At 72.5% G+C, this 23,699-nt stretch carries 24 protein-coding genes; 4 read left to right on the forward strand and 20 right to left on the reverse strand.

Annotated elements, in window-relative coordinates:
- The first annotated feature begins 89 nt into the window (after positions 1-89).
- Positions 90-1,979 carry a prolyl oligopeptidase family serine peptidase gene (locus tag N3K63_RS14480; RefSeq protein WP_261580914.1) on the forward strand — a complete coding sequence of 630 codons (1,890 nt, stop codon included), beginning with the start codon at positions 90-92 and terminating at the stop codon, positions 1,977-1,979.
- A gap of 9 nt (positions 1,980-1,988) precedes the next feature.
- On the opposite strand, the gene hflX is transcribed toward N3K63_RS14480, so the two are convergent.
- Positions 1,989-3,506, reverse strand: coding sequence for a GTPase HflX (gene hflX, locus N3K63_RS14485; protein WP_261580915.1), 1,518 nt, complete (start codon positions 3,504-3,506; stop codon positions 1,989-1,991).
- Positions 3,507-3,598: 92 nt separating this feature from the next.
- Between hflX and N3K63_RS14490 the strand changes: the two genes are divergently transcribed.
- Entirely contained in the window at positions 3,599-4,240 is a 642-nt protein-coding gene (locus tag N3K63_RS14490) for a class I SAM-dependent methyltransferase (RefSeq protein WP_261580916.1), read from the forward strand.
- 48 nt (positions 4,241-4,288) lie between these two features.
- Here the strand turns inward: N3K63_RS14490 and dapF are convergent, their stop codons facing one another.
- The 19 genes from dapF to N3K63_RS14585 all read right to left on the reverse strand — a co-directional run bounded on the left by dapF (position 4,289) and on the right by N3K63_RS14585 (position 22,536).
- Complete coding sequence (gene dapF / locus N3K63_RS14495; RefSeq protein ID WP_261580917.1) at positions 4,289-5,143, reverse strand: diaminopimelate epimerase; 855 nt, start codon at positions 5,141-5,143, stop codon at positions 4,289-4,291.
- 44 nt (positions 5,144-5,187) lie between these two features.
- A complete protein-coding gene (locus tag N3K63_RS14500) occupies positions 5,188-5,610 on the reverse strand; it encodes a GNAT family acetyltransferase (protein WP_261580918.1) in 423 nt (140 codons plus the stop codon).
- Positions 5,607-6,530, reverse strand: coding sequence for a tRNA (adenosine(37)-N6)-dimethylallyltransferase MiaA (gene miaA / locus N3K63_RS14505; protein WP_261581026.1), 924 nt, complete (start codon positions 6,528-6,530; stop codon positions 5,607-5,609). Before miaA ends, N3K63_RS14500 begins: the two co-directional genes overlap by 4 nt.
- Before the next feature lie 44 nt (positions 6,531-6,574).
- Positions 6,575-8,128 carry a tRNA (N6-isopentenyl adenosine(37)-C2)-methylthiotransferase MiaB gene (gene miaB, locus N3K63_RS14510; RefSeq protein ID WP_261580919.1) on the reverse strand — a complete coding sequence of 518 codons (1,554 nt, stop codon included), beginning with the start codon at positions 8,126-8,128 and terminating at the stop codon, positions 6,575-6,577.
- A gap of 12 nt (positions 8,129-8,140) precedes the next feature.
- Complete coding sequence (locus N3K63_RS14515) at positions 8,141-9,151, reverse strand: phosphotransferase family protein (RefSeq protein WP_261580920.1); 1,011 nt, start codon at positions 9,149-9,151, stop codon at positions 8,141-8,143.
- A 16-nt stretch (positions 9,152-9,167) separates the two neighbouring features.
- Complete coding sequence (locus N3K63_RS14520; protein WP_261580921.1) at positions 9,168-9,917, reverse strand: regulatory protein RecX; 750 nt, start codon at positions 9,915-9,917, stop codon at positions 9,168-9,170.
- Positions 9,917-10,966, reverse strand: a complete 1,050-nt coding sequence (gene recA / locus N3K63_RS14525; RefSeq protein WP_261580922.1) for a recombinase RecA — start codon at positions 10,964-10,966, stop codon at positions 9,917-9,919. Before recA ends, N3K63_RS14520 begins: the two co-directional genes overlap by 1 nt.
- Before the next feature lie 248 nt (positions 10,967-11,214).
- Positions 11,215-11,436, reverse strand: coding sequence for a DUF3046 domain-containing protein (locus N3K63_RS14530; protein WP_261580923.1), 222 nt, complete (start codon positions 11,434-11,436; stop codon positions 11,215-11,217).
- A gap of 22 nt (positions 11,437-11,458) precedes the next feature.
- Positions 11,459-11,773 carry a helix-turn-helix domain-containing protein gene (locus N3K63_RS14535; RefSeq protein WP_261580924.1) on the reverse strand — a complete coding sequence of 105 codons (315 nt, stop codon included), beginning with the start codon at positions 11,771-11,773 and terminating at the stop codon, positions 11,459-11,461.
- A gap of 190 nt (positions 11,774-11,963) precedes the next feature.
- Positions 11,964-12,500: a CinA family protein gene (locus tag N3K63_RS14540; RefSeq protein ID WP_261580925.1), complete on the reverse strand. Its 537-nt coding sequence runs from the start codon at positions 12,498-12,500 to the stop codon at positions 11,964-11,966.
- Positions 12,497-13,066: a CDP-diacylglycerol--glycerol-3-phosphate 3-phosphatidyltransferase gene (gene pgsA, locus N3K63_RS14545; protein WP_261580926.1), complete on the reverse strand. Its 570-nt coding sequence runs from the start codon at positions 13,064-13,066 to the stop codon at positions 12,497-12,499. Before pgsA ends, N3K63_RS14540 begins: the two co-directional genes overlap by 4 nt.
- A 9-nt stretch (positions 13,067-13,075) precedes the next feature.
- Positions 13,076-15,742, reverse strand: coding sequence for an FtsK/SpoIIIE family DNA translocase (locus tag N3K63_RS14550; protein ID WP_261580927.1), 2,667 nt, complete (start codon positions 15,740-15,742; stop codon positions 13,076-13,078).
- Between the two features lie 68 nt (positions 15,743-15,810).
- Positions 15,811-16,305: a GNAT family N-acetyltransferase gene (locus N3K63_RS14555; RefSeq protein WP_261580928.1), complete on the reverse strand. Its 495-nt coding sequence runs from the start codon at positions 16,303-16,305 to the stop codon at positions 15,811-15,813.
- A 22-nt stretch (positions 16,306-16,327) separates the two neighbouring features.
- Positions 16,328-18,004: a ribonuclease J gene (locus N3K63_RS14560; protein ID WP_261580929.1), complete on the reverse strand. Its 1,677-nt coding sequence runs from the start codon at positions 18,002-18,004 to the stop codon at positions 16,328-16,330.
- Positions 18,005-18,078: 74 nt separating this feature from the next.
- The gene (gene dapA, locus N3K63_RS14565; protein WP_261580930.1) at positions 18,079-19,056 is read right to left on the reverse strand and encodes a 4-hydroxy-tetrahydrodipicolinate synthase; all 978 of its coding nucleotides are present in this window, start codon (positions 19,054-19,056) and stop codon (positions 18,079-18,081) included.
- An 80-nt stretch (positions 19,057-19,136) separates the two neighbouring features.
- On the reverse strand, positions 19,137-20,018 hold the full coding sequence (locus N3K63_RS14570) for a type IV toxin-antitoxin system AbiEi family antitoxin domain-containing protein (protein WP_261580931.1): 882 nt from the start codon (positions 20,016-20,018) through the stop codon (positions 19,137-19,139).
- A 413-nt stretch (positions 20,019-20,431) separates the two neighbouring features.
- Entirely contained in the window at positions 20,432-21,196 is a 765-nt protein-coding gene (locus N3K63_RS14575) for an SDR family NAD(P)-dependent oxidoreductase (protein WP_261580932.1), read from the reverse strand.
- Between the two features lie 24 nt (positions 21,197-21,220).
- Positions 21,221-21,712: a dihydrofolate reductase gene (locus N3K63_RS14580; RefSeq protein WP_261580933.1), complete on the reverse strand. Its 492-nt coding sequence runs from the start codon at positions 21,710-21,712 to the stop codon at positions 21,221-21,223.
- Positions 21,709-22,536, reverse strand: coding sequence for a thymidylate synthase (locus tag N3K63_RS14585; protein WP_390895289.1), 828 nt, complete (start codon positions 22,534-22,536; stop codon positions 21,709-21,711). Before N3K63_RS14585 ends, N3K63_RS14580 begins: the two co-directional genes overlap by 4 nt.
- Positions 22,537-22,660: 124 nt before the next feature.
- Between N3K63_RS14585 and N3K63_RS14590 the strand changes: the two genes are divergently transcribed.
- Together N3K63_RS14590 and N3K63_RS14595 are read left to right on the forward strand one after the other, a co-directional pair.
- Positions 22,661-23,089, forward strand: coding sequence for a TlpA family protein disulfide reductase (locus N3K63_RS14590; protein WP_261581027.1), 429 nt, complete (start codon positions 22,661-22,663; stop codon positions 23,087-23,089).
- A complete protein-coding gene (locus N3K63_RS14595) occupies positions 23,082-23,663 on the forward strand; it encodes a DUF4395 domain-containing protein (RefSeq protein ID WP_261580935.1) in 582 nt (193 codons plus the stop codon). The genes N3K63_RS14590 and N3K63_RS14595 overlap by 8 nt, the downstream gene beginning before the upstream one ends.
- Positions 23,664-23,699 lie beyond the last annotated feature (36 nt).

The raw sequence follows: 23,699 nt of genomic DNA on the forward strand, positions 1-23,699 counted from the left end.
CGTGGTGTTTCACCCCCGCGGCCGACGGCCCTGGGCGGCGCGCGCCCCCGCGCCCGGGTCGCGCACGGGGGTCGGGCTAGCGTGGAGGCATGGTCGCCACCCTCCCCTACGGCTCCTGGCCGTCGCCCCTGTCCGCCGCCTGGGCCGCCGCGGCCTCGCCGCGCTTCGAGGGCGCCGCCTTCGTGGGCCCCGAGATCTGGTGGGGGCAGTCGATCCCCGCCGAGGGCGGTCGCACCGCGGTGCTGCGCCGCGCTGCCGACGGCACGGTGACCCCGGTGCTGCCGGCCCCGTGGAGCGCCCGGTCGCAGGTGCACGAGTACGGCGGCGGCAGCTGGGCGGCCACCGCCGACGGGCGCCTGTACTTCGTGGAGAAGTCCGACCAGCGGGTGTGGCTGCTCGAGCCGGGCGCCGAGCCGCGCGCGCTCACCCCCGCAGACGGCGTCACCCGGTACGGCGGCCTGCGCCTGCAGAGCGGGGTGCTGCTCGCGGTGGCCGAACGCCACGGCGAAGGCGCTGTGCCGCGACGGTCGATCGTGACGATCACCGACGACGGGCCGCGCGAGCTCGTCGCCGGCAGCACCTTCCTCGCCCAGCCCGCCCTCTCACCCGACGGCAGCCGGCTCGCGTGGATCGCCTGGAACCACCCCGACATGCCGTGGGACCGCGCCGAGCTGCGCATCGGCCGGATCGACGACGGCGTCGTCACCGACTGGACGGCCGTCACGGGCGGCCGCACGGCGGCGCTGCAGCCCGAGTGGGTCGGCGACGAACTGCTCTACCTCGACGACCCCGACGGCCGCTGGAACCTCTGGCGACTGCACGCCGACGACCCGCTGCGCCACGAGCCGGTCTCCCCCGCCGACGCCGACACCGGCGGTCCGCTGTGGGTGCTCGGCCCCCGCTGGTACGCGCCGCTGCACGGCGAGCGCATCGCGGCGGTGCGCACGAACGGCGCCGACCGCCTCGAGCTCATCGCGCCGGACGGCACGGCATCCGCCCTCGACGTGCCCGCCACGGCGCGGGTGCTCATCGAAGACGCCGACGGCGAGCGCCTGCTCGTCTCGGGCGCGGCGACCGGGATCACCGGCATCTGGCTGGTCGCCCCCGGCGCCGCGCCCGAGCTGGTGGCCGGCGGCGGCGGGCAGACGGATGCCGAGTGGTACCCGGCGGCACGTGAGCTCACCGTCGACGGCACCCACGGCACCGTGCACGCGTACGACTACCCGCCCACCAGCCCCGAGCACACCGGGCCCGCCGACGCCCTGCCGCCCTACCTCGTCTTCGTCCACGGTGGGCCCACCGCGCACGTGGGCGGGGTCGCCGACAGCAAGATCGCCTACTTCACCAGCCGCGGCATCGGCGTGCTCGACGTCAACTACGGCGGCTCCAGCGGCTACGGCCGCGCCTACCGTGAGCGGCTGCGCGGCCAGTGGGGCGTCGTCGACGTGATCGACGTCGCCGCAGCGGCGTCGGGCCTGGCCGCGGCGGGCCTGGCCGATCCGGAGCGGATCGCCATCGAGGGCGGGTCGGCCGGCGGCTGGACGGTGCTGGGCGCCCTGGTGGGCACCGACGTGTTCGGCGCGGGCATCTCGCGCTACGGCGTGGGCGATGTGCGGGCCCTCGCCGCCGACACCCACGATTTCGAGGCGCGCTACTTCGACGGGCTCATCGGCCCGCTGCCGGAGGCCGAGTCGGTCTACCTGGAGCGCTCGCCCCTCAGCCGGCCCGAGCGGTTCCGCGTGCCGCTGCTGCTGCAGCAGGGCGCCGAGGATGCCGTCGTCCCGCCCTCCCAGGCCGAGGCGATCCGCGACGCCCTCGCCGCCCGGGGCGTCCCCCACGCCTACGTGCTGTACGAGGGCGAGGGGCACGGGTTCCGCCGCGCGGAGACGATCGTGCACGCGCTGGAGAGCGAACTGGCCTTCCTCGGGCAGGTCTTCGGGTTCGAGACCCCCGGCGTCGAGCCGGTCACCCTCGTCTGAGCAGGCGCCTCAGGAGGCGAAGGGAGCCAGTCGCCCGGCCAGCACGGCCGGCACGTGGGCGTGCAGCACGGTGCCCTCGGCGGCGTGCTCCTGGCTGAGGATGATGCCGTGCTCGTGCACCGCCGAGACGAGCTCGCCGCGGTCGTAGGGCACCACCGCGCGGATCTCGACGGCGGGAAGCGGCAGCGTGTCTTCGATCCGCGCGCGCAGCTCGTCGATGCCCTCGCCGGTGCGCGACGAGACGAACAGCGCCTGCGGGGCCAGTCCGCGCAGCACGAGGCGGGTGTCGTCGTCGAGCAGGTCGGCCTTGTTGAAGACCACGATCTCGGGGATCTCGCGCGCGCCGACGTCGCCGATCACATCGCGCACGGTGGCCAGCTGCGCCGACGGGTCGGGGTGCGAGCCGTCGACGACGTGCACGATCACGTCGGCGTCGCCGACCTCTTCCAGCGTCGACCGGAAGGCCTCGACCAGCTGATGCGGCAGGTTGCGGACGAATCCGACCGTGTCGGTGAGCGTGTAGACGCGGCCGTCGGCGGTCTCGGTGCGGCGCACCGAGGTGTCGAGGGTCGCGAACAGCGCGTTCTCGACGAGCACGCCGGCACGGGTGAGGCGGTTGAGCAGGCTCGACTTGCCGGCGTTGGTGTACCCGGCGATGGCGACAGCGGGGATCGTGTTGCGCTTGCGCTCGGCGCGCTTCGCGTCGCGGGCGGGCGCGAAGTCGCGGATCTGGCGGCGCAGCTGCGCCATACGGGTGCGGATGCGACGGCGATCGAGCTCGATCTTGGTCTCACCCGGTCCGCGCGAGCCCATGCCCGCACCGCCGGCGCCCACCTGGCCACCGGCCTGCCGGCTCATCGAGTCACCCCAGCCGCGCAGGCGCGGCAGCAGGTACTCGAGCTGGGCGAGCTCGACCTGCGCCTTGCCCTCGCGGCTCTTGGCGTGCTGGCTGAAGATGTCGAGGATGACGGTGGTGCGGTCGATCACCTTCACCTTGACGACGTCCTCCAGCGCACGGCGCTGGCTGGCGGCGAGCTCGGCGTCGGCGATGACGGTGTCGGCGCCGACGGCGGCGACGAGGTCCCGCAGCTCGTCGGCCTTGCCGCGGCCGATGTAGGTGGCCGGGTCGGGGTGGGGGCGGCGCTGGAGCACACCGTCGAGCACGACGGCGCCCGCGGTCTCGGAGAGGGCGGCCAGCTCGCGCAGCGAGTTCTCGGCATCCTCCTGCGAGCCCTGCGGATAGACCCCGATGAGCACGACGTTCTCGAGCCGCAGCTGGCGGTACTCGACCTCGGTGACGTCTTCGAGCTCGGTGGACAGTCCGGGCACGCGCCGCAGCGCGGCGCGCTCCTCGCGGTCCCACTGCTCGCCGTCGGTGTCGGCGTACGAGACGGTCGACTCGTCCTGCAGCGCCTGCGCGGCGCCGAACACGCGCACCCCCGAGCGCGCTTCGGCGCTCGCGAGCACGCGGTCCACCGGGTCCACCGGCGTCTCGTCGGTGCTCGAATGGGTGGTGGTGTCTGTCATGTCATCCTTTCGGGGCGGCTGCGCCGTGGGGCGGAGCCATCCGTGAACTCTAGTCTCCGCGCCTGTGCGCGGCCTCCGGTAATCTCGCTGTCATGGGCAGCGACCACTATTTCAGCGCGTCCCCGTCCAGTCCCGAGAACCTCCGTCGCATCCGTGTGCACCTCGCCGGTCGCGACGTCGACGTCATGACGGCTGGCGGGGTGTTCAGCCCCGATCATGTCGACTCGGGGACTGCGGTGCTGCTGGCGAACACTCCCCCCGCCCCGCCGGGTGGTCATCTGCTCGACCTCGGCTGCGGCTGGGGGCCGATCTCGCTGTCGCTGGCTCTGCAGTCGCCGCACGCCACGGTGTGGGCGGTCGACGTCAACGAGCGCGCCCTCGACCTCGTGCGCCGCAACGCCGAGGCTCTGGGCCTCGAGAACATCAACGCCGTGCGCCCGGAGGATGTTCCCGACGACATCGCCTTCCGCTCCCTGCGCTCCAATCCGCCCATCCGCGTGGGCAAGAACGAGCTGCACGGCATGCTGGAGCAGTGGATCCCGCGGCTGGATGAGCGCAGCGACGCGTGGCTGGTGGTGGCGCGCAACCTCGGTGCCGACTCGCTGCAGCGCTGGCTGTCGGCCACTTTCGACGCCGGCTACTCGGTGACCCGCACCGCGACCGGCCGCGGCTTCCGGGTGCTCAAGGTGCGCCATCACGGCACCCCGCCGACCGGGTCGATCACCCTGCCCTGACCGGGCGTGCCTGCGGCGACCGATCGGCCGGCCTCAGGCGGGGCCTGCTCAGGCGAGGGTGATCTCGCCGGAGTAGACGAGGGTGGCCGGGCCCGACAGGAACACGTGCCCGTCGTCGACGCGCACGCCCAGCACGCCGCCGGGAACCTCCACGCTCCACCGGTCGGGCGCCGCCTGCCCCGCCCAGTGGCGCACGGCGAGGGCGGATGCCGCCACGCCGGTACCGCAGCTGAGGGTCTCCCCCACGCCGCGCTCGAACACGCGCATGCGGATGGAGCCGACGCCGCCGCGCACGAGCGGGTCGGCGGGCACGACGAACTCGACGTTCGCACCGTGACGCGGAACCGGGTCGAGCACGGGCTGCACGGTCAGGTCGATCTCCTCCAGCTCGCTGATCGAGCCGAGGGCGACCACGACATGGGGGTTGCCGACGTCCACACCCGCACCGGGGCGGGCGATCGACAGGCCGCGCGCCCGCACCAGGATGTCGTCGTCGTCGACGCGGAACACCCCCAGGTCGACCTCGAAGCCGAGGTCGCTGCGGGTCACCGTCTTGACGCCGGCGCGCGTGCCGATGCGCAGCGGGGCCGCGTCGATGTCGGCGAGCCCGGCCTCGACCAGGTAGCGCGCGAACACGCGGATGCCGTTGCCGCACATCTCGGCGGCGGAGCCGTCGGCGTTGCGGTAGTCCATGAACCACTCCGCGTCGGCGGTCGCCGCCCCTTCGGCGATGCCCGCGGAGCGGACCACGCGCAGGGTGCCGTCGGCGCCGATCCCGAAGCGGCGGTCGCACAGCGCCGCCACCTGGTCGTCGCTGAGGTTGATCGCACCGTCGGGGTCGGCGACGATCACGAAGTCGTTGCCGGTGCCGTGCCCCTTGGTGAACGGGAGGGTCTGCGCCATGCCTCCATCCTACGAGCGGCGCGCGCGGGGGCGCCGCCGGGCGCTCAGTCGGCGATGAGGCGCTTGCCGGTCGCCCAGACCTCGAAGGGCTCGTACCCCAGGGCCTCGTAGAACCCCTGGGCGACCCCGTTCTCGGGTCGCACCATCAGCTGCACCTTGGGACATCCCATCTCGAGCAGGGCGTCTTCGGCAGCGGCCACCAGCCGGCGGCCGATGCCCTCACCGCGCCGGGACGGTTCGCTGGCGAGGTAGTACAGCCAGCCGCGGTGACCGTCGTAGCCGGCCATCGCCGTGCCGATGAGGGTGTCGCCGTCGACGGCGACGAGGAACAGCTCGGGCTGCACCTGCATCTTGCGGCGGATGTCCTGGTAGGGGTCGTTCCAGGGCCGGGTCAGTCCGCACGTCTGCCAGAGCGCGACGGCGGCGGCGGTGTCGGCGGGCTGGAACGGACGGATCGAGACGCTCATGCCGTCGAGTCTGCCAGGGCACCGGCATCCGTCGGCGGCGTCACCCAGTGCACGTCGGCGTAGCGACGGAACCACGACACCTGGCGCCGGGCGTAGCGCCGCGTGAGCGCCTGGGTCTGCGCGATCGCCTCGGCTTCGGTGAGCTCGCCGGTCAGCTGGGCGAGCGCCTGCGCATACCCGATCGCCCGGCGGGCGGTGACACCGTCTTCCAGCCCGCGGCCGCGGAGCGTCTCGACCTCGGCGAGCAGTCCCTGCCGCCACATCTCCTCCACCCGTTCGTCGAGGCGGGTGACGAGATCGGCGCGCTCCGCCTGCACCCCCACGATCGTGGTGGCGGGATGCCACAGGACGGGCCGCTCGGGAAGGGCGGCCCCGTGGGTGTCGGCGCCCTGCAGCACCACTTCGAGGGCGCGCACGACGCGCCGGCCGTTGCGGGCGTCGACGCGGGCCGCCGTGGCGGGGTCGAGCTGCGCCAGCCGGGCCAGGAGCGCCGCCGGACCGTCCGTTTCGAGGTCGGCCTCGAGGCGGGCGCGCAGCTGGGCGTCGCGCGGCGGGAAGCGGAAGTCGTACAGCACGCTCGACACGTACAGCCCGGAGCCGCCGACGAGCACGGCGTCGGACCCTCGCGCGAAGGCGGCGTCGATGGCGGCGCGGGCCGCAGGCTGGTACCAGGCCACGGCCGCCTCGTCGGTGACCTCGCGCACGTCGAAGAGGTGGTGCGGGATGCCGCGGCGCTCGGCGACGGGGAGCTTGGCCGTGCCGATGTCCATGCCGCGGTACAGCTGCATGGCGTCGGCGTTGACGATCTCGGCGCCCCGGCCGCGGGCCCGGAGCGCGTCGGCCAGGTCGAGCGACAGCGACGTCTTGCCGGTGCCGGTGGCGCCCACCACGGCCCAGAGCCGCGGCCCGCGGGCGCTCACGGCCCCGGTCTCGGTCTCGGCGCCGAGCGAGGTCGGCGCGGCGGTCACGGCGTGGTGAGGCGCAGCGTGGGCAGCCCGAGGGAGACGGCGCGGGGCGCGCCGGCCCCGCCGGCCGGTGCCGGCACGCCGCACGATTCCGCCTGCGAGCGGTCCCATGCGTCCCCGGCGCGCGTGCGCCTGATGGGCAGCGCGGACCCGTCGGGACGGTCGGCGAGCAGGTGGAACGGGGCGGCGCGGGTGATGACGACCGAGACGACGTCGCCCGGACGCGGCAGCGCGGAGCCGGCGGGCACCTCGAAGTGCACGAGTCGGTTGTCTTCGGCACGACCGGTGAGGCGGTGCGTCTCGGCATCCTTCTTGCCCTCGCCGGTGGACACCAGCACCTGCACCTCGCGGCCCACCTGCGCCTGGTTCTCTTCGAGCGAGATGCGCTCCTGCAGGGCGATGAGGCGCTCGTAGCGCTGCTGCACGACGTGCTTGGGCACCTGGTCGGGCATCGTCGCAGCGGGTGTGCCCTCGCGGATGGAGTACTGGAAGGTGAAGGCGCTCGCGAAGCGGGCCTGCTCGACGACGCGCATCGTGTCTTCGAAGTCGTCGTCGGTCTCGCCCGGGAACCCGACGATGATGTCGGTGGAGATCGCCGCGTGGGGCATCTGCGCACGGACGCGCTCGAGGATGCCGAGGAAGCGCTCGCTGCGGTACGACCGGCGCATGGCCTTGAGGATGCGGTCGGAACCGGACTGCAGCGGCATGTGCAGCTGCGGCATGACGGCGGGGGTCTCGGCCATCGCGTCGATCACATCGTCGGTGAAGGCGGCCGGGTGGGGGCTGGTGAAGCGGATGCGCTCGAGGCCCGGGATCTCGCCGGCCGCGCGCAGCAGCTTGCCGAAGGCCTGGCGGTCGCCGAACTCGACGCCGTAGCTGTTGACGTTCTGACCGAGGAGGGTGACCTCGATCGCGCCGTCGTCGACGAGCAGCTTGATCTCGCTGAGGATGTCGCCGGGGCGGCGGTCTTTCTCCTTGCCGCGCAGGTGCGGCACGATGCAGAACGTGCAGGTGTTGTTGCAGCCCACCGAGATCGACACCCAGCCGCTGTGGATGGCGTCGCGCTTGGTGGGGAGGGTGGACGGGAACGTCTCGAGCGATTCGAGGATCTCCAGCTCGGCCTCGCCGTTGTGACGGGCGCGTTCGAGCAGGCTCGGGAGCGACCCCATGTTGTGGGTGCCGAAGACGACGTCGACCCAGGGGGCCTTCTGCTGGACGGTGTCCTTGTCCATCTGCGCCAGGCACCCGCCGACGGCGATCTGCATGCCCGCACGGGCGTCTTTGCGCGACTTCAGGTGGCCGAGCGTGCCGTAGAGCTTGCCGGCGGCGTTGTCGCGCACGGCGCAGGTGTTGATCACGACGACGTCGGCTTCGGTGCCGGCGTCGGCGCGCACGTAGCCGGCCGATTCGAGCGAGCCGGAGAGGCGCTCGGAGTCGTGCACGTTCATCTGGCAGCCGAACGTGCGCACCTCGTAGGTGCGCGCGCGCCCGTCGACACCGGTCGCCGCCGGCGACGGGGCGATGAGCGTGGGAAGCGATGAGGGCGTGGTCATAGTGCCCCCAGTCTACGAGCCGGTCGCCGTGACCGAGCCGGATGCCGCGGCGGCGCCGAGCCGCTCGAGGGCGAGGGCCAGGTTGGTGCGGGCGGTCGCCTCGCACCACTGGCCGAACTCGCCGTCGTACCCCCGGATGGTGCACTCGACGACCAGCAGCGTCGCGTAGTAGAGCCGGCACAGGTGCAGGCGCGCCACGCCCGCGGGGGTCTCGAGCAGGGCGGCGAGCTCCCCGCCGGCGGCCCGGTCGCCCGCGAGGATGTCGGCGTCGGGGGCGGCGGCGGAGAACTGCTCGGCGCCGGCGAGGTCGAGCAGCGGATCGCCCCACACGGTGCGCTCGGTGTCGATGACCCCGGTGATGCGCCGCGCGGCGGTGTCGACGAACACGTTGCCGGGCCACAGGTCGGCGTGGACGACCACCGGATCGGCGACCGTGTCGAGCGCGGCGTGGTGGGCGGCCACGGCGGAGCGGATGGCCGCGGCCGGCAGCGGGACGCCCCAGCGCTCCCCGTCGGCGAGGATCGCCGCCAGCATTGCGGCGTAGGCCGCTCGCCACGACGGCCCCTGCAGCGCGGGCGAGGCCGGGTAGCCGAATCGCGGCGCGACCACCCGGTGCGCGTCGGCCATCAGCGCGCCCAGCGCGCGGCGGAGCCCTGCCGACTCATCGTCGGGCAGCCGGAGCGACTCCCACACCACGCCGTCGAGGTGGGCCGCCACGACGACGTCGCCGTCGACGCGGGCGCGGGTGAAGTCGGTCAGCAGCACCTCGGGAACGGGCACGCCCGACCCGGCCAGCATCCGGTACACCTCGGCCTCGGTGCGGAGGATCCCGTGCTCGTAGGTGGCCATGCGGCTGGTGTCGGCGCCGACGATCTTCACGACGGCGCGGCGGCCGTCGCGGAAGCGCACCCGGTGCGCCGTGGCGAACATGCCGCCGCCGAGGGCTTCGAAGGCGTCGACCTCGCCCAGCGGCGCGACGATCTCACGCAGCACGTCGTCGTCGACGACGAGGCGGCCGCTCATCGGATGCGAAGCCCGGTCATTGCTCGTCGATCGCGCGGCGCGCGGCGTCGAGGGCGTGGGCGCCGAAGCCGCGGCGCGACAGCTGCCCGACCAGGCGGCGCACGGCCACCTCGCGGTCGAGCCCCCGCACCGAGCGCACCTTCGTGCGGGCGACCTCGAGCGCGCGCTCCGCGTCGTCGTCGGGAAGCGCGTCGAGGGCGGCCTGGGTGACCTCGCGCGGAATGCCGCGCTGGCTGAGGGTCTGGGCCAGGGCGCTGCGCCCCTGGGCCTTGCGATCGACACCGGTGTGCACGAGCTGCTCGGCCAGCCGGGCATCGTCGAGGTAGCCGTGGCGCAGGAGCCGGTCGATCAGCACCTCGACGTCGTCGGGGGCGAGTCCCTGCTCGGCGGCCAGGGCGCGTGCCTCGCGCTCGGACAGCGACCGCGAGCGGAGCTTGCGCATCAGCACCCGCTCGGCGTCGTCGCGCTCCTGCGCGGTGTCGGGGTCGCCCGCCGGGGCGGCCTCGTCGAGCCAGCTCGCATGCCACTGCCCCGCCGCCGGCCGCGGCGCGCCACCCGCACGCGGGACGCGCTCCCGGACGGGCAGCGCGGACGCTGCCGGTGACACCGGCGCAGCGTCGTCAGCGCGGTCGGCACGGTCGGCGCCACCCGCGCGGTCGGCGCGATCCACGCCGCGGTCAGCACGGTCGCCCCGGGCGACGCGGTCGCCGAAGAGGGGCGTGACGGGGGCGAGCTCGTCGCCCCCGTCCACCTCGAAGCGGACCATCAGGCCGGGCGACGCGCAGCGAGCTCGTCGGACGTGGCTTCGGCGACCTTGGGCTGACCGATGCCGAGCTTCTGCTTGATCTTCGTCTCGATGTCGGCCGCGATGTCGGTGTTCTTCAGCAGGAAGTTGCGGGCGTTCTCCTTGCCCTGCCCGAGCTGCTCACCGTCGTAGGTGTACCAGGCGCCGGACTTCTTGACGATCGCGTGCTCGACGCCGAAGTCGATAAGCGAGCCCTCGCGCGAGATGCCGACACCGTAGAGGATGTCGAACTCGGCCTGCTTGAACGGCGGCGCCATCTTGTTCTTGACGACCTTGACGCGGGTGCGGTTGCCCACGGCATCCGACCCGTCTTTCAGGGTCTCGATGCGACGGATGTCGAGACGCACCGACGCATAGAACTTGAGCGCCTTGCCACCCGCGGTGGTCTCGGGCGATCCGAAGAACACGCCGATCTTCTCGCGGAGCTGGTTGATGAAGATCATCGTGGTGTTGGTCTGGTTGAGCCCACCGGTGAGCTTGCGCAGGGCCTGCGACATGAGGCGCGCCTGCAGGCCGACATGCGAGTCGCCCATCTCGCCCTCGATCTCGGCCTTGGGCACGAGCGCGGCGACCGAGTCGATCACAACGAGGTCGATGGCCCCCGAGCGCACCAGCATGTCGGCGATCTCGAGCGCCTGCTCACCGGTGTCGGGCTGCGACACCAGCAGCTGGTCGATGTCGACGCCGAGCTTCTGCGCGTAGTCGGGGTCGAGGGCGTGCTCGGCGTCGATGAACGCGGCGATGCCGCCGGCGCGCTGCACGTTGGCGATGGCGTGGAGGGTCAGGGTCGTCTTACCCGACGACTCGGGGCCGTAGATCTCGATGATGCGGCCGCGCGGCAGTCCGCCGATGCCGAGGGCGACGTCGAGGGCGATCGAGCCGGTGGGCACGACCTCGACGGGCGCGCGCTCGTCGCTGCCCAGTCGCATGACCGAGCCCTTCCCGAACTGACGGTCGATCTGGGCGAGGGCCGATTCGAGGGCCTTCTCGCGGTCTGCGGGTGATGGCATGACGTGCTCCTTCGTGGTCGCATCTCGGTCGCCTGTAGGCTGTCGCGCTCCTCCCCGACGGGGCGGATGCTGCGACAAGGCAGTGGGTGTCTCGCGACGTCGTCCACGATACGAAGGGCCTCCGACATCGGTCGGAGGGTGCGGCCGGAACCGCTCATACCGGGGATGACGCCTGCGCGACACCGCTTGTGGAGGACACTACGCGGGTCGAACACACTTTCGATGCTCCGACACGCCGCGTTCGAAGATCAGCGTCGGGGTTCGAGGCGTCCCACGCCGTGACGGCGGGCGATCGGTACGTCGGTCTCAGCACAGAGCGCGAGCCACACCGTGCGCGGATCCACGCCGGCGGCGAGGGCCTGCTGCGGGGTGCGGTGTCCCAGTTCGGCGATGACGAGGTCGTCGACGAAGGCACCGCCGCGTGGGCCGAACTCGGCCTCGACGGCGCGGGTGAACTCGCTCAGACGCATGGAGTCAGGACGGGCGCGCGGCTCAGCGCAGCGACAGCTCGGGCTGCACCGCGTCGAGCGATGCCAGGTCGTCGGGGACGACGTCGGCGAAGGTCTGCAGCCCCTCGAGCACCGAGATGCGGTCGCCGACCTCGCGCATGATGACCGAGATGGGCACATCGAGGGCGTCGGCCACGGCGGAGAGGATCTCGCTGGAGGCTTCCTTCTGACCGCGCTCGACCTCGCTGAGGTAGCCGAGGGCCACGCTCGCACGGCCGGCGACCTGACGGAGCGTCTTGCCCTTCTGCAGGCGGAGGTCTCGCAGAACGTCGCCGATCTCTTCACGAACCAGGATCATGGTGCGCCCCCTCCTCCGATGTCCCTGCTGTCCCCGAGTGGACCACAGTACCTCACTTGCCAGTCACGATAGCCCCCACCCGCTGGATGATGGGTGGGAATCGCTCAGGTGTAACCATGAGGAAACACTGCGCATTCCCGCCGCGCGGCAGGCGGTCGAAGACGCGCCTCGGATGCCGGGTGCGCGAGGCTCAGAGGGCGTCCAGCGCCAGGCGCACCGCCCGCGCCGTCGCCTCGGCGCGGATCTGCTCCCGCGTGCCGCTCAGCTGCAGCGACTCGACGCGGGAACCCAGCGGGGTCGACACCGCCAGGTGCACGGTGCCCACCGGCTGCCCGTCCGGCGAGATCGGGCCGGCGATGCCGGTGGTGGCCACGCCCACATCGGCCGGGTCCTCGCCCCGCCCGAGGCTGCGGCGCACCCCGTCGGCCATCTGCCGGGCCACGCGCGGGTGCACCGGCCCGTGGGCCTCGAGGAGGGTGGCATCCACGCCGAGCAGGGACTGCTTGAGGTCGGTGGCGTAGGCGACCACGCCGCCGCGGATCACCGCCGAGGCCCCCGACACCCCGATCAGGCTCGAGACCACGAGGCCGCCGGTGAGCGACTCGGCGACGGCGGCCGTCCAGCCGAGCTCCTTGAGCCGCGCGATGAGGCGCTCCGCGTCGGAGCGGGGCCCGCTGGCGACCAGGGTGTTCTCGAGGTCGTCGGGCAGGTCGAGCGGCCGGTTCACGACGCGCTCTTCCGCCGCGAGGCGCGCACCTCGCTGAGGATGTAGTCGAGGCCGCTGGCGACGGTGAGGATCACCGCGATCCACATGGTGACGGTGTTGACGACGTGGATCCAGTCCCCCACCACGGTCCACAGCGGCAGCAGCGCCAGGGACAGGGCCACAGCCTGTGCGACCGTCTTGAGCTTGCCCATCCAGGCGGCGGCCAGCACGTGGTCGCTGACGACGGCGAAGCGGTAGACGGTGATGCCCACCTCGCGCACGAGGACGATGATGGTCACCCACCACGGCAGCTCGGCGAGGATCGACAGCCCCACGAACGCGCAGCCGGTGAGCGCCTTGTCGGCGATCGGGTCGAGCAGCTTGCCCAGATCGGTGACGATCTCGTAGCGGCGCGCGAGGTAGCCGTCGATGCCGTCCGTGGCGATCGCCACGATGAACAGCACGGCCGCCCACCAGCGCAGCGCACTGTCGGTGCCGCCGTCTGCCAGCAGCATCCAGAGGAAGACCGGGGCGCACAGGATGCGCACGATCGTGATCGCGTTGGGCAGCTGCCGGGGGATGGACACGCTCAGACTCTAGTCGCGCCCGGTGAGGCCCCACGCGTCCTCGGAGTCGTCGTCGCCGTCGACGACCTCGAGGCCGTCGAACTGGGCGGAGACGGCATCCGGGCCGTAGGGGTCGGCCGAACCGGCGGCCGCGGCGGACGCCGGCGGCTCGTCGCCGCGCAGGCGCGCCAGCACGGCGGGCAGGTCGTCGGGGGTCACGAGCACGTCACGGGCCTTCGAGCCCTCGGAGGGCCCGACGATCTCCCGCGACTCGAGCAGGTCCATGAGCCGGCCGGCCTTGGCGAACCCGACGCGGAGCTTGCGCTGCAGCATCGAGGTCGAGCCGAACTGCGTGGAGATGATCTGCTCCGCCGCCGCCAGGAGCAGTTCGAGGTCGTCGCCGATGTCGGCGTCGATCTCCTTCTTCTCCACGGTCGCCTCGACGTCTCTGCGGTACTCGGGGCGCGCCTGGTCTTTGACGTGGGCGACGACCTTCTCGATCTCGCTCTCGGCGACCCAGGCGCCCTGCACGCGGATCGCCTTCGAGGCGCCCATCGGCAGGAACAGGCCGTCGCCCTGACCGATGAGACGGTCGGCGCCGGGCTGGTCGAGGATGACCCGCGAGTCGGTCACGCTGGTGACGGCGAACGCGAGACGCGAGGGAACGTTGGCCTTGATGAGACCGGTGACCACGTCGACCGAGGGCCGCTGGGTGGCCAGCACCAGGTGGATGCCGGAGGCACGGGCGAGCTGGGTGATGCGCACGATCGAGTCCTCGACGTCGCGCGGGGCCACCATCATGAGGTCGGCGAGCTCGTCGACGACCACCAGTAGGTACGGGTAGGGCTTGAGCACGCGCTCGCTGCCGGCGGGCAGCTGGATCTCGCCGGCGACCACGGCGCGGTTGAAGTCGTCGATGTGGCGGAACCCGAACGACGCGAGGTCGTCGTAGCGCATGTCCATCTCCTTCACGACCCACTGCAGCGCCTCGGCGGCCTTCTTGGGGTTCGTGATGATGGGCGTGATGAGGTGCGGCACCCCGGCGTAGCTGGTGAGCTCGACGCGCTTGGGGTCGATGAGCACCATGCGCACCTCGCTGGGCTTGGCGCGCATGAGCAGGCTCGTGATCATCGAGTTGACGAAGCTCGACTTGCCCGACCCGGTGGAGCCGGCCACCAGCAGGTGGGGCATCTTGGCGAGGTTGGCCACGACGAAGCCGCCGCCGACGTCCTTGCCGACGCCGATGGTCATCGGGTGGGTCTGCGAGGTCGTCGCCGGCGAACGCAGCACGTCGCCGAGGGTCACGATCTCACGGTCGGTGTTGGGGATCTCGACGCCGATCGCGCTCTTGCCCGGGATGGGGGCGAGGATGCGCACCTCGTTGGAGGCGACCGCGTAGGCGATGTTGTTGGTGAGCGCGGTGATGCGCTCGACCTTCACGCCGGGGCCGAGGGAGATCTCGTACTGGGTGACGGTCGGCCCGCGCGAGAAGCCGGTGACGCGCGCGTCGATGGAGAACTGCTCGAACACGCCCATGATGGCGCGCACGATGGCGTCATTGGCCTCGGAGCGTGCCTTGGGAGGCGTGCCGGCGGCGAGGGCGGCCACCGACGGGAGCCGGTAGGGGGCGGAGGGCGGCTGGCCCTCGTGGTCGGCGCCCAGGCCCGACAGGCCGGGCAGCAGACCGTCGTCCTCGATCACCTCGGTGGCGTCTTCGCGGATCGACGTCGCGTTGGTGCGCCCCGCCTTGCGCACGTTCTCCACGACGATCGGATCGATGATCTCGGTGGGCGCGTCGGGCATCGGCGGGGTCTCGACGACCTGGTCGAAGCCGCCGTGCCCGGACGAATCGAGCAGCGCCGTGAGGTCGTCGCTGCCGAGGTGGCCGTCGGCATCCTCTTCGCGCCCCGACGAGTTGCGCCGCCACCACGGCAGCGACTTCTCCTTCTCGGCCTCGTCGGCATCGGCGGCGAACGCGACGCCGGGCTCGGCGGGGGCCGGGCGCTCGGCGCCGAACATCCACGCGTACAGGTCGCCGAGGCGGCGCCCGATGCGGTTGGGCGGCGTCTTGGTGATGATGAGCACGCTGAGGATCGACAGCAGCGCGAGCACGACGCCCGCCCCGATGTCGGTGAGGATCGTGAGGGGCTCGCCGACCATCCAGCCGAACAGACCGCCCGCCTCGCTCAGCGCCGGCAGGCCCTGCTTGGGCTGCGGCCGGCCGCCGCCGATGTGGCAGAAGCCGGCGATGGTGAGGATCAGCAGGCCGAAGCCGATGCCGATGCGGCCGTTGTCGTGCACCGACGACGGATGCCGGAACAGCCAGCCCGCCAGGAGCAGGAGGAACACCGGCAGGATGAACGCCTCGCGGCCGATGAGCGCGCCCACCGTGTAGGAGCTGATCGTCGTGCCGATGTCGGTGCCGATGAGGAACCACTCGATCACGGCGCCGGCGATCGCCAGCAGCACCAGCAGGAACGGGAAGCCGTCGCGGCGCTGGTCTTTCTCGAGCGTCTCGGGGCCGAACGCGCGGAACATGCCGCCCGTCGCGTGGGCCAGACCCAGCCACATCCGCACGATCACCGGGGGCTTGTCGACGTCGTCGACGTAGCGCTTGGGTGCCGGCTCGGGCTTCTTCGCGCGCGCCGAAGACGACTTCGCGGGCGTGCGAGATCCTGAGGTCGTGCTCCTGGCCATTCCCCCACGGTAGGCGGAAGGGCCGACATTTCCGCGGATTGACGCGGGCCGGGCGGCAGAACCCCCGGTCAGCGCAGCCGCTTCACCATCGTGTCGCGGCCGCTGCCGGGCTGGGTCACCGCGAAACCCTCGCTGCGGTAGAGCGTCTGGGCGAAGTTGCCGCGCTCGACCGACAGGCTGATCCGGGCGAAGCCCTGCGCCCGGGCGTGGTCGCACAGCTCCTGCAGCAGCCGGCGCCCCACCCCGTGGGCGCGCCAGATCGGCCGCACCCCGATGATGAGCTCGGGCACCCCGGTGCCGACGTACCCGAAACCGGGGTCGGTGCGCGGCAGCATCCGGTACCAGGCCGCGCCGATGGGCTCGCCCTGCCCGTCGACGGCCACGAACCCGGCATCCCCCGGACGCAGCCACCCCGAAAGGTAGCGCGCGTGCTCGGGATGGGCGATCACCTCGTGCCGCGGACGCGCCCCGCCCTGCCGCCAGTTGGCGGCCTCGACCACCATGTCGGCCAGGAACGCGCCGTCGGCCTGCGTGGCGGGGCGCAGGGTGAAGGTGGCGGGCATGGCCCGATCGTAGTGGCGGCGCTCAGCCCTCGATGACCAACGGGACGATCATCGGCCGGCGACGCAGCGACTGGTTCACCCAGCGGCCGATCGTGCGGCGCACCACCTGCGACAGCGCGTGGTTGTCGCGCACGCCCTGCTGGGCGGCCTCGGCCAGCGCTGCGGCGATCTTCGGCTTGACCGCGTCGAAGACGTCATCGGACTCGGCGAAGCCGCGGGCGTGGATCTCCGGCCCCGTGATGATGCGGCCTGTCGAGGAGTCGACGACCACGATCACCGAGATGAAGCCCTCCTCGCCGAGGATGCGACGGTCCTTGAGGTCGGCATCCGTGATCTCGCCCACCGTCGACCCGTCGACGTACACGAAGCCGAGGTCGAGCTGGCCGGTGACGCGGGCGACGCCGTCCTTCAGGTCGACGACCGTGCCGTTCTCGGCGATGATCGTGTTCTCGGCGGGGATGCCGGTGTCCTGCGCGAGCTTCGCGTTGGCGATCAGGTGACGGTACTCGCCGTGCACGGGCATCACGTTGCGGGGCTTGAGGATGTTGTAGCAGTACAGCAGCTCCCCCGCCGCGGCGTGGCCCGACACATGCACCTTGGCGTTGCCCTTGTGCACGACGTTGGCGCCCAGCTTGGTGAGCCCGTCGATCACTCGGTAGACCGCGTTCTCGTTGCCGGGGATGAGGCTCGAGGCGAGGATGACGGTGTCACCGGGGCCGGGCTCGATCGCGTGGTCGAGGTTGGCCATGCGCGAGAGCACCGCCATCGGCTCCCCCTGCGAGCCGGTCGACATGTAGACGATCCGGTCTTCGGGGAGGTCCTTGGCCTTCTTGTAGTCGATGAGCACGCCGTCGGGCACCCGCAGGTAGCCGAGGTCCTCGGCGATCGTCATGTTGCGCACCATCGAGCGGCCGAGGAAGGCCAGCCGGCGCCCGTGGGCGTGGGCGGCGTCGATGACCTGCTGCACGCGGTGCACGTGGCTCGAGAAGCTCGCGACGATCACGCGGCGCGGGGCCTTGGCGATGACCTGCTCGAGCACCGGGCCGATGGCCCGCTCCAGCGGCGTGAACCCGGGGACGTCGGCGTTGGTCGAGTCGACGAGGAACAGGTCGACGCCCTCCTCACCCAGCCGGGCGAAGGCGCGCAGGTCGGTGATGCGACCGTCCAGCGGCAGCTGGTCCATCTTGAAGTCGCCGGTGGCCAGCACGCGCCCGGCGGGGGTCGTGATCGACACCGCCAGCGCATCCGGGATCGAGTGGTTCACCGCGATGAACTCGAGGTCGAACGGCCCGACGCGCTCCTGCTGCCCCTCGGTGACCGTCAGGCTGTAGGGGCGGATGCGGTGCTCCTTGAGCTTCGCCTCGACCAGGGCCAGGGTCAGCTGCGAGCCGATGAGCGGGATGTCACCCTTCAGCTTGAGGAGGTAGGGCACTGCGCCGATGTGGTCTTCGTGGCCGTGCGTGAGCATGACCCCGACGATGTCGTCCAGGCGCGACTTCAGCGGCTCGAAGTCGGGGAGGATGAGGTCGACGCCGGGCTGGTGCTCCTCGGGGAACAGCACGCCGCAGTCGACGATCAGGAGCTTCCCGTCGTACTCGAACACGGTCATGTTGCGGCCGATCTCGCCGATCCCGCCGAGCGGGGTGACCCGGAGGGTTCCGGGGGCGAGCTGGGGCGGGTCGTAGACGGTCGTGGGCATGGTCTGCCTCCTGCCGGACGCCGTGGCATCCGTTCGTTGTTCAGCTGTATGCGGATGCCGGCATCCGCGAGGTCTCAGCGGGTCGTGCCGTGCACCTTGGGCAGGGCACCGCCCGCGGCGGCGTTGCGGTCGGGTCGGAAGTTGGAGAAGTCGGCGCCGTCGACGTCGTGGACGAGGGCGAGCTCGTCTTCGATGAGGGCGGCCTCCCACTCCTCCGGGCCGACGAGCGGCAGCCGCACGCGCGGGCTGCCGATGCGGCCGAGGCCGTGGAGGATGTACTTCGCGGCCACCGTGCCGGGCACGTGGGTCATCACGGCGCGCACGAGCGGCTCGAGTCGGCGGTGCGCGGCCGTGGCGGTGGCCAGATCGCCCGCGTTCACGGCATCCACCATCGTGCGGTAGGGCGCTGCGGCGATGTTCGCCGTCACGCCGATGAGGCCCGTCGCGCCGATCGCCAGGTGCGGGAGCACGTTGCTGTCGTCGCCCGAGAAATACATGAGGTCGGTCTGGTTGAGCACGCGGCTCACCTCGCTGAAGTCGCCCTTGGCGTCTTTCACGGCGAGGATGTTGGGGTGCTTCGCGAGGCGCAGGATCGTCTCGTACTTGATCGGCACGCCCGCGCGGCCGGGGATGTCGTAGAGGATCACCGGCAGGTCGGTCGCGTCGGCGACGAGGCGGAAGTGCGTGAGGATGCCGGCCTGCGTGGGCTTGTTGTAGTACGGCGTGACGATCATGATGCCGTCGGCGCCGGCCTTCTCGCTGGCCTTGTAGAGCTCGATGGCGTGCGCGGTCTCGTTGGATCCGCCGCCGGTGATGATCTTGGCGCGGCCGGCCGAGACCGACTTGCCGACCTCGACGAGCTTGAGCTTCTCGGGGTCGGTGAGGGTGCTGGTCTCGCCGGTGGTGCCGGTGACGACGATGCCGTCGGCGCCCGCGGTGATGACGTCGTCGATGTGCTTCTCGACGGCGGGCCAGTCGACCTCGCCGTCGGCCGTCATCGGAGTGACGAGCGCGACGAGAACCTGTCCGAAGGGGTTGCTCGTGTGCGTCATGGTCTCAGGTTATCGGTTCGCGGGGCTCGGATCGGCGGCAGAGCACGACCATCCGTCGGAGCCGTGGTGCGGAAGTCGTCTCACGAGACGTGCAGGGCGACACCTGCCCCGGCTCTCCGACCGATGGTGCGGTGGTGGTCGCGCAGCCGCGCGAGGATCGCCTGCAGCACCGTCGGCCAGTCGTGGATGATGAGCGCGTAGTCGAACCGCAGGGTCTCATACCCGGCCGCCGCGGCCCGGGCATCGCGGACGAGGTCCTTGTGGCGCTCGGCCTCGCGGGCGTGGCCGTCGCGGCCGTCGGCCTCGAGGATCAGCACGCCGTCGATCATGAAGTCGACCCGGCCGACCCCGTCCACGCGCACCTGGCTCACCAGCCGGATGCCGTGCCGGATGAGGCGCAGTCGGAGGATCGACTCCAGTCCGCTGTCGGCGTCGGGGCGGGCGATGTCGACCAGCCACCGCTGCCCGGCCCGCAGGCCCGCGCGCACCTCGGCCCGCGCGGCGCGGTCGAGCAGCCCCAGCCGCCAGGCCGATTCGAACGCGGCGAAGAACGCCTCGTCTCCCCGGCACCCCGCCAGTTGCACGAGCGCCCGCACCACCCCCACGAGACCGAAGGCCGATCGGCCGTCATCGTGGTGGGTGACGCACCGGCATCCGGCGTGCGGGAACCGCCGGCCCCGCGAGCCGATCCAGACGTGCAGATGACGGTCGTCGCCGAGCACCCACACGCCCCGTGCCCGCAGCGCCGACGCGCAGCCGAGCTCGCCGCCGTGGGCGGCCGCCGCGATGATCGGCGCCGGCGTTCCCGGCACGGCGTACACGCCGTCGCGCACCCGCAGCACGGCCCCGGCCCGCACCGCCCGCCGCAGGTCGGCGCGCGAGGCACCCGCCGCCAGCAGCGCGCGCCCGCGCACGATCCCGTCGGCGTGGGAGATGCGGTCGGCCATCGCTGCAGGATCCATGCCGGACAGGGTGCCCCGGCGGCAGCGGGCGCCGGCGGGAGCTCGGGCCGATCTGGGGAGAACGGGCGCGGGAGGCCGCCTGGGGAGGAGGCGACGGTCGAGGGTGGCGGATGCGGGTGCGGCCCCATCCGTCGGATCGGCGGGGCCGGTGTCGACCTGTGGGGCACGCGAGGCGACACCCGCCCCACCGGTCCGACGGGTGGTATCGGGGCCGCGGCGCGGCGGCGGGGGCGCCGGGCGCTCGGCGTCGCCGGGGTGGACCGCCTGCCGGCGCCCATCCGTCGGATCGGTGGGGCTGGTGTCTACCTATGGGGCACGGGAGGCGACACCCGCCCCACCGGTCCGACGGATGGTGACGGATACCCCGGGGGCTCGCGCCCGACCCGGGGCCTCGGCCCGTGCCGAACCGGGGCTCAGCGGCCGGTGGCGGCCAGGCGGGCGACGAGGGAGGCGGGGAGGATGCGGGCCAGGCCGATGAGCACCTTGTAGCGCAGCGACGGGATCGACACCGCGCGGCCGCGGGCGGCGTCGCGCAGGCCCTCGCCCACGACGTCCTGGGCGTCGAGCCACAGCGCTCCGGGGATGCCCTCCCGGCCGGGGGCCAGGCCCATGCGGGCGTGGAAGTCGGTGTGGGTGAACCCCGGGCACACCGCGGTGACGGTGACCCCGCGGGGCGCGTAGGCCGCGTTGGCCCAGCGGCTGAACGAGACGACCCACGCCTTCACGGCGCCGTAGGTGCCTCGCGGGAGGAACGCGGCGACCGAGGCGACGTTGACGATGCGGCCGTGGCCGCGGGCGAGCATGACGCCCAGGGCGGCGTGGGTCAGCCGCATGGTGGCGCCCACGTGCAGCGCGAGGTGGCGCTCCTCGTCGGCGAGCGCGTTCTCGTCGAACGCGAGCGGCAGCCCGAAGCCGGCGTTGTTGACGAGCACGCCCACCGGCCGGGCGGGATCGGCCAGGCGCGCGGCGACGGCGTCGAGGCCGGCCGGGTCGACGAGGTCGGCAACGAGCACCTCCACCTGCGCGCGGTGCTCGGAGCGCAGCCGCGCCGCGATGTCGTGAAGGGCCGCGGCGTCGCGCGCGGTGAGCACCAGGTCGGCACCCCGCGCGGCCAGCTGCCGGGCGAACTCGGCGCCGAGGCCGGAGCTGGCCCCCGTGATCAGTGCGGTCTTCGGCATCTGCTCCCCCTGTCGGGCGCCCGGTCAGGGCCGGTGGTGTGTCGTGAAGCGGTAGCGGATGCCGGTGCGCGAGGTGTGCCAGGGAGTCTCGGAACCGAGGGCCCAGCCCTCCCGTGCGGGCGCCCGGGTGTCGCCGTCGACGTCGAGGTCGAGCTCGGTGACCTCGAGCACGTCGGCCCGGTCGATCGCCTCGGCGTAGAGCGTGCCGCCGCCGATGATCCAGGCCTCGGGGGCGTCCTCGACGCGGGCGAGGGCGTCTTCCAGCGACGACGCGTGCTCGGCGCCGGCTTCGGCCCAGTCGGCGCGGCGGCTGACGACGATGTTGCGCCGCCCGGGAAGCGGGCGGAAGCGGTCGGGGAACGACTCCCAGGTGCGGCGCCCCATGATCACCGGGGCACCCATCGTGATGTCGCGGAAGTGCTGCAGGTCTTCGGGCACGTGCCAGGGCATGGTGCCGTCGGCGCCGATGACGCGATCGCGCGCCTCGGCCCAGATGAGGCCGAGCCGGACGGTCATACCGCGACGGCCCCGCGGATGGCCGGGTGGTGCTGGTACCCCTCGACGACGATGTCGTCGAAGCGGTAGTCGAAGATCGAGTCGGGCGTGCGGGCGAAGCGGAGGGTCGGCGGCGCGTACGCCTCGCGGCTCAGCTGCTCGCGCACCTGCTCGAGGTGGTTGTCGTAGATGTGGCAGTCGCCGCCCGTCCAGACGAACTCGCCGGGCTCGAGGCCGGTCTGCTGCGCGATCATCAGGGTGAGCAGGGCGTAGCTGGCGATGTTGAAGGGCACGCCGAGGAACATGTCGGCGCTGCGCTGGTAGAGCTGGCACGAGAGCTTGCCGTCGGCGACGTAGAACTGGAACAGCGCGTGGCACGGCGCGAGGGCCATGTCGGGGATGTCGGCGGGGTTCCACGCCGAGACGATGAGGCGCCGCGAGTCGGGGGTGGTGCGGATCTGCTCGATCACCTGCGCGATCTGGTCGATCTGGCCGCCGTCGGGAGTGGGCCACGAGCGCCACTGCACGCCGTAGACCGGGCCCAGCTCGCCGTCGGCGTCGGCCCATTCGTCCCAGATCGTCACGCCGTTGCTCTGCAGCCAGCCGACGTTGGACTCGCCGCGCAGGAACCACAGCAGTTCGTACACGATCGACTTCAGGTGGACGCGCTTGGTGGTCACCAGGGGGAAGCCCTCGGCGAGGTCGAAGCGGATCTGGCGGCCGAAGACGCTGGTGGTGCCGGTGCCGGTGCGGTCGTCCTTGTGCACGCCGTCGCGCAGGACCTCGCGCAGCAGATCCTCGTACGGGGTGGGGACGGATGCGGCGGCCTGGGTCACGGGAGACACCCTACCTTCGCTCCCGCCGGCCGGGGCGGTGACGGGCGGGATCGCCGACGTCACGCGGGTTCACACGGCCCGTATCGGGGCCCGCACCGAGGTGGGGTGGTTATGCTCATGGGTTGTGAATCTCATGGAGGCCGTGCTGATCCTCACCGCGCTGCTCGCGGTGACCGTCGGCATCGGGGTGTACGCGCGCTGGCAGCAGCAGCGACCGCGGCGCCACGACCCGGCCGAGATCGTCGAACCGCAGCGTCTGGGCGCCGAGGCGCTGGGCGAGCGGGCGACGCTGCTGCAGTTCTCCACCGAGCTGTGCGCCCGCTGCCCGGGCGTGCACCGCACGCTGAGCGACATCGCCGCCGACAAGGAGGGGGTGCTGCACCTGGACGTGGACCTCACCCACCGCCCCGACATCGCCCGCCACTTCAACGTGCTCTCCACCCCGACCACCCTCATCCTCGACCGTCACGGCGTCGTGCAGACCCGCTTCGGCGGGGCGCCCGGGCGCGGCGTGCTGGAGCTGGAGCTGGACCGGGTGACCGCGGAGCCGGTGCGTGGCTGACCGCGCGCCGCGCGGCATCGATCCGCGCGGGCCCCGGTTCGCCGCGGCGATCACCGCGCTGCTGCTGGCCGTCGACGTCGTGCTGGGCCTCACGGGCCTGTCGACGGCGAAGGCGTCGCCCGAGTGGTTCGCCGCCAACCCGCTCCCGGGGACGGGCGACTTCGCCTTCATCGCGGGTGCGTGGGCGGTGGCGGTCGTGCCGCTGAGCGCGCGGCTGCTCGACCCCGGGTTCCTCCTGCTGCTGGTGATCGCCCTGCTGTTCGTCTGGGGTGTCGTCTCGCCCCGTACCGCGGTGTGGGGCGCGCTGTTCCGCCGCGTCGTGCAGCCGCGCCTGGCGCCTCCCGCAACGCTCGAAGACCCCCGTCCCCCGCGGTTCGCCCAGGGCGTGGGGCTGTTCGTGACCGGCGCGGGCGTCGTGCTGCATCTGCTCGGCGTGCCGTACGCGGTGCCGGTCGCGGCCGGGATCGCCTTCGTCGCCGCGTTCCTCAACGCGGTGTTCGGCCTGTGCCTCGGATGCCAGATGTACATGCTGCTGCAGCGGGTCGGGGTCGTCGGCCGCACCCGCCCCGCCTGACCGGTTCCCCCCGTCGGGGGTCGCGTCTAGGCTGGC

Origin of the sequence: Microbacterium festucae (assembly GCF_025421715.1) — a bacterium.
Taxonomy (GTDB): Bacteria; Actinomycetota; Actinomycetes; order Actinomycetales; family Microbacteriaceae; genus Microbacterium; species Microbacterium festucae.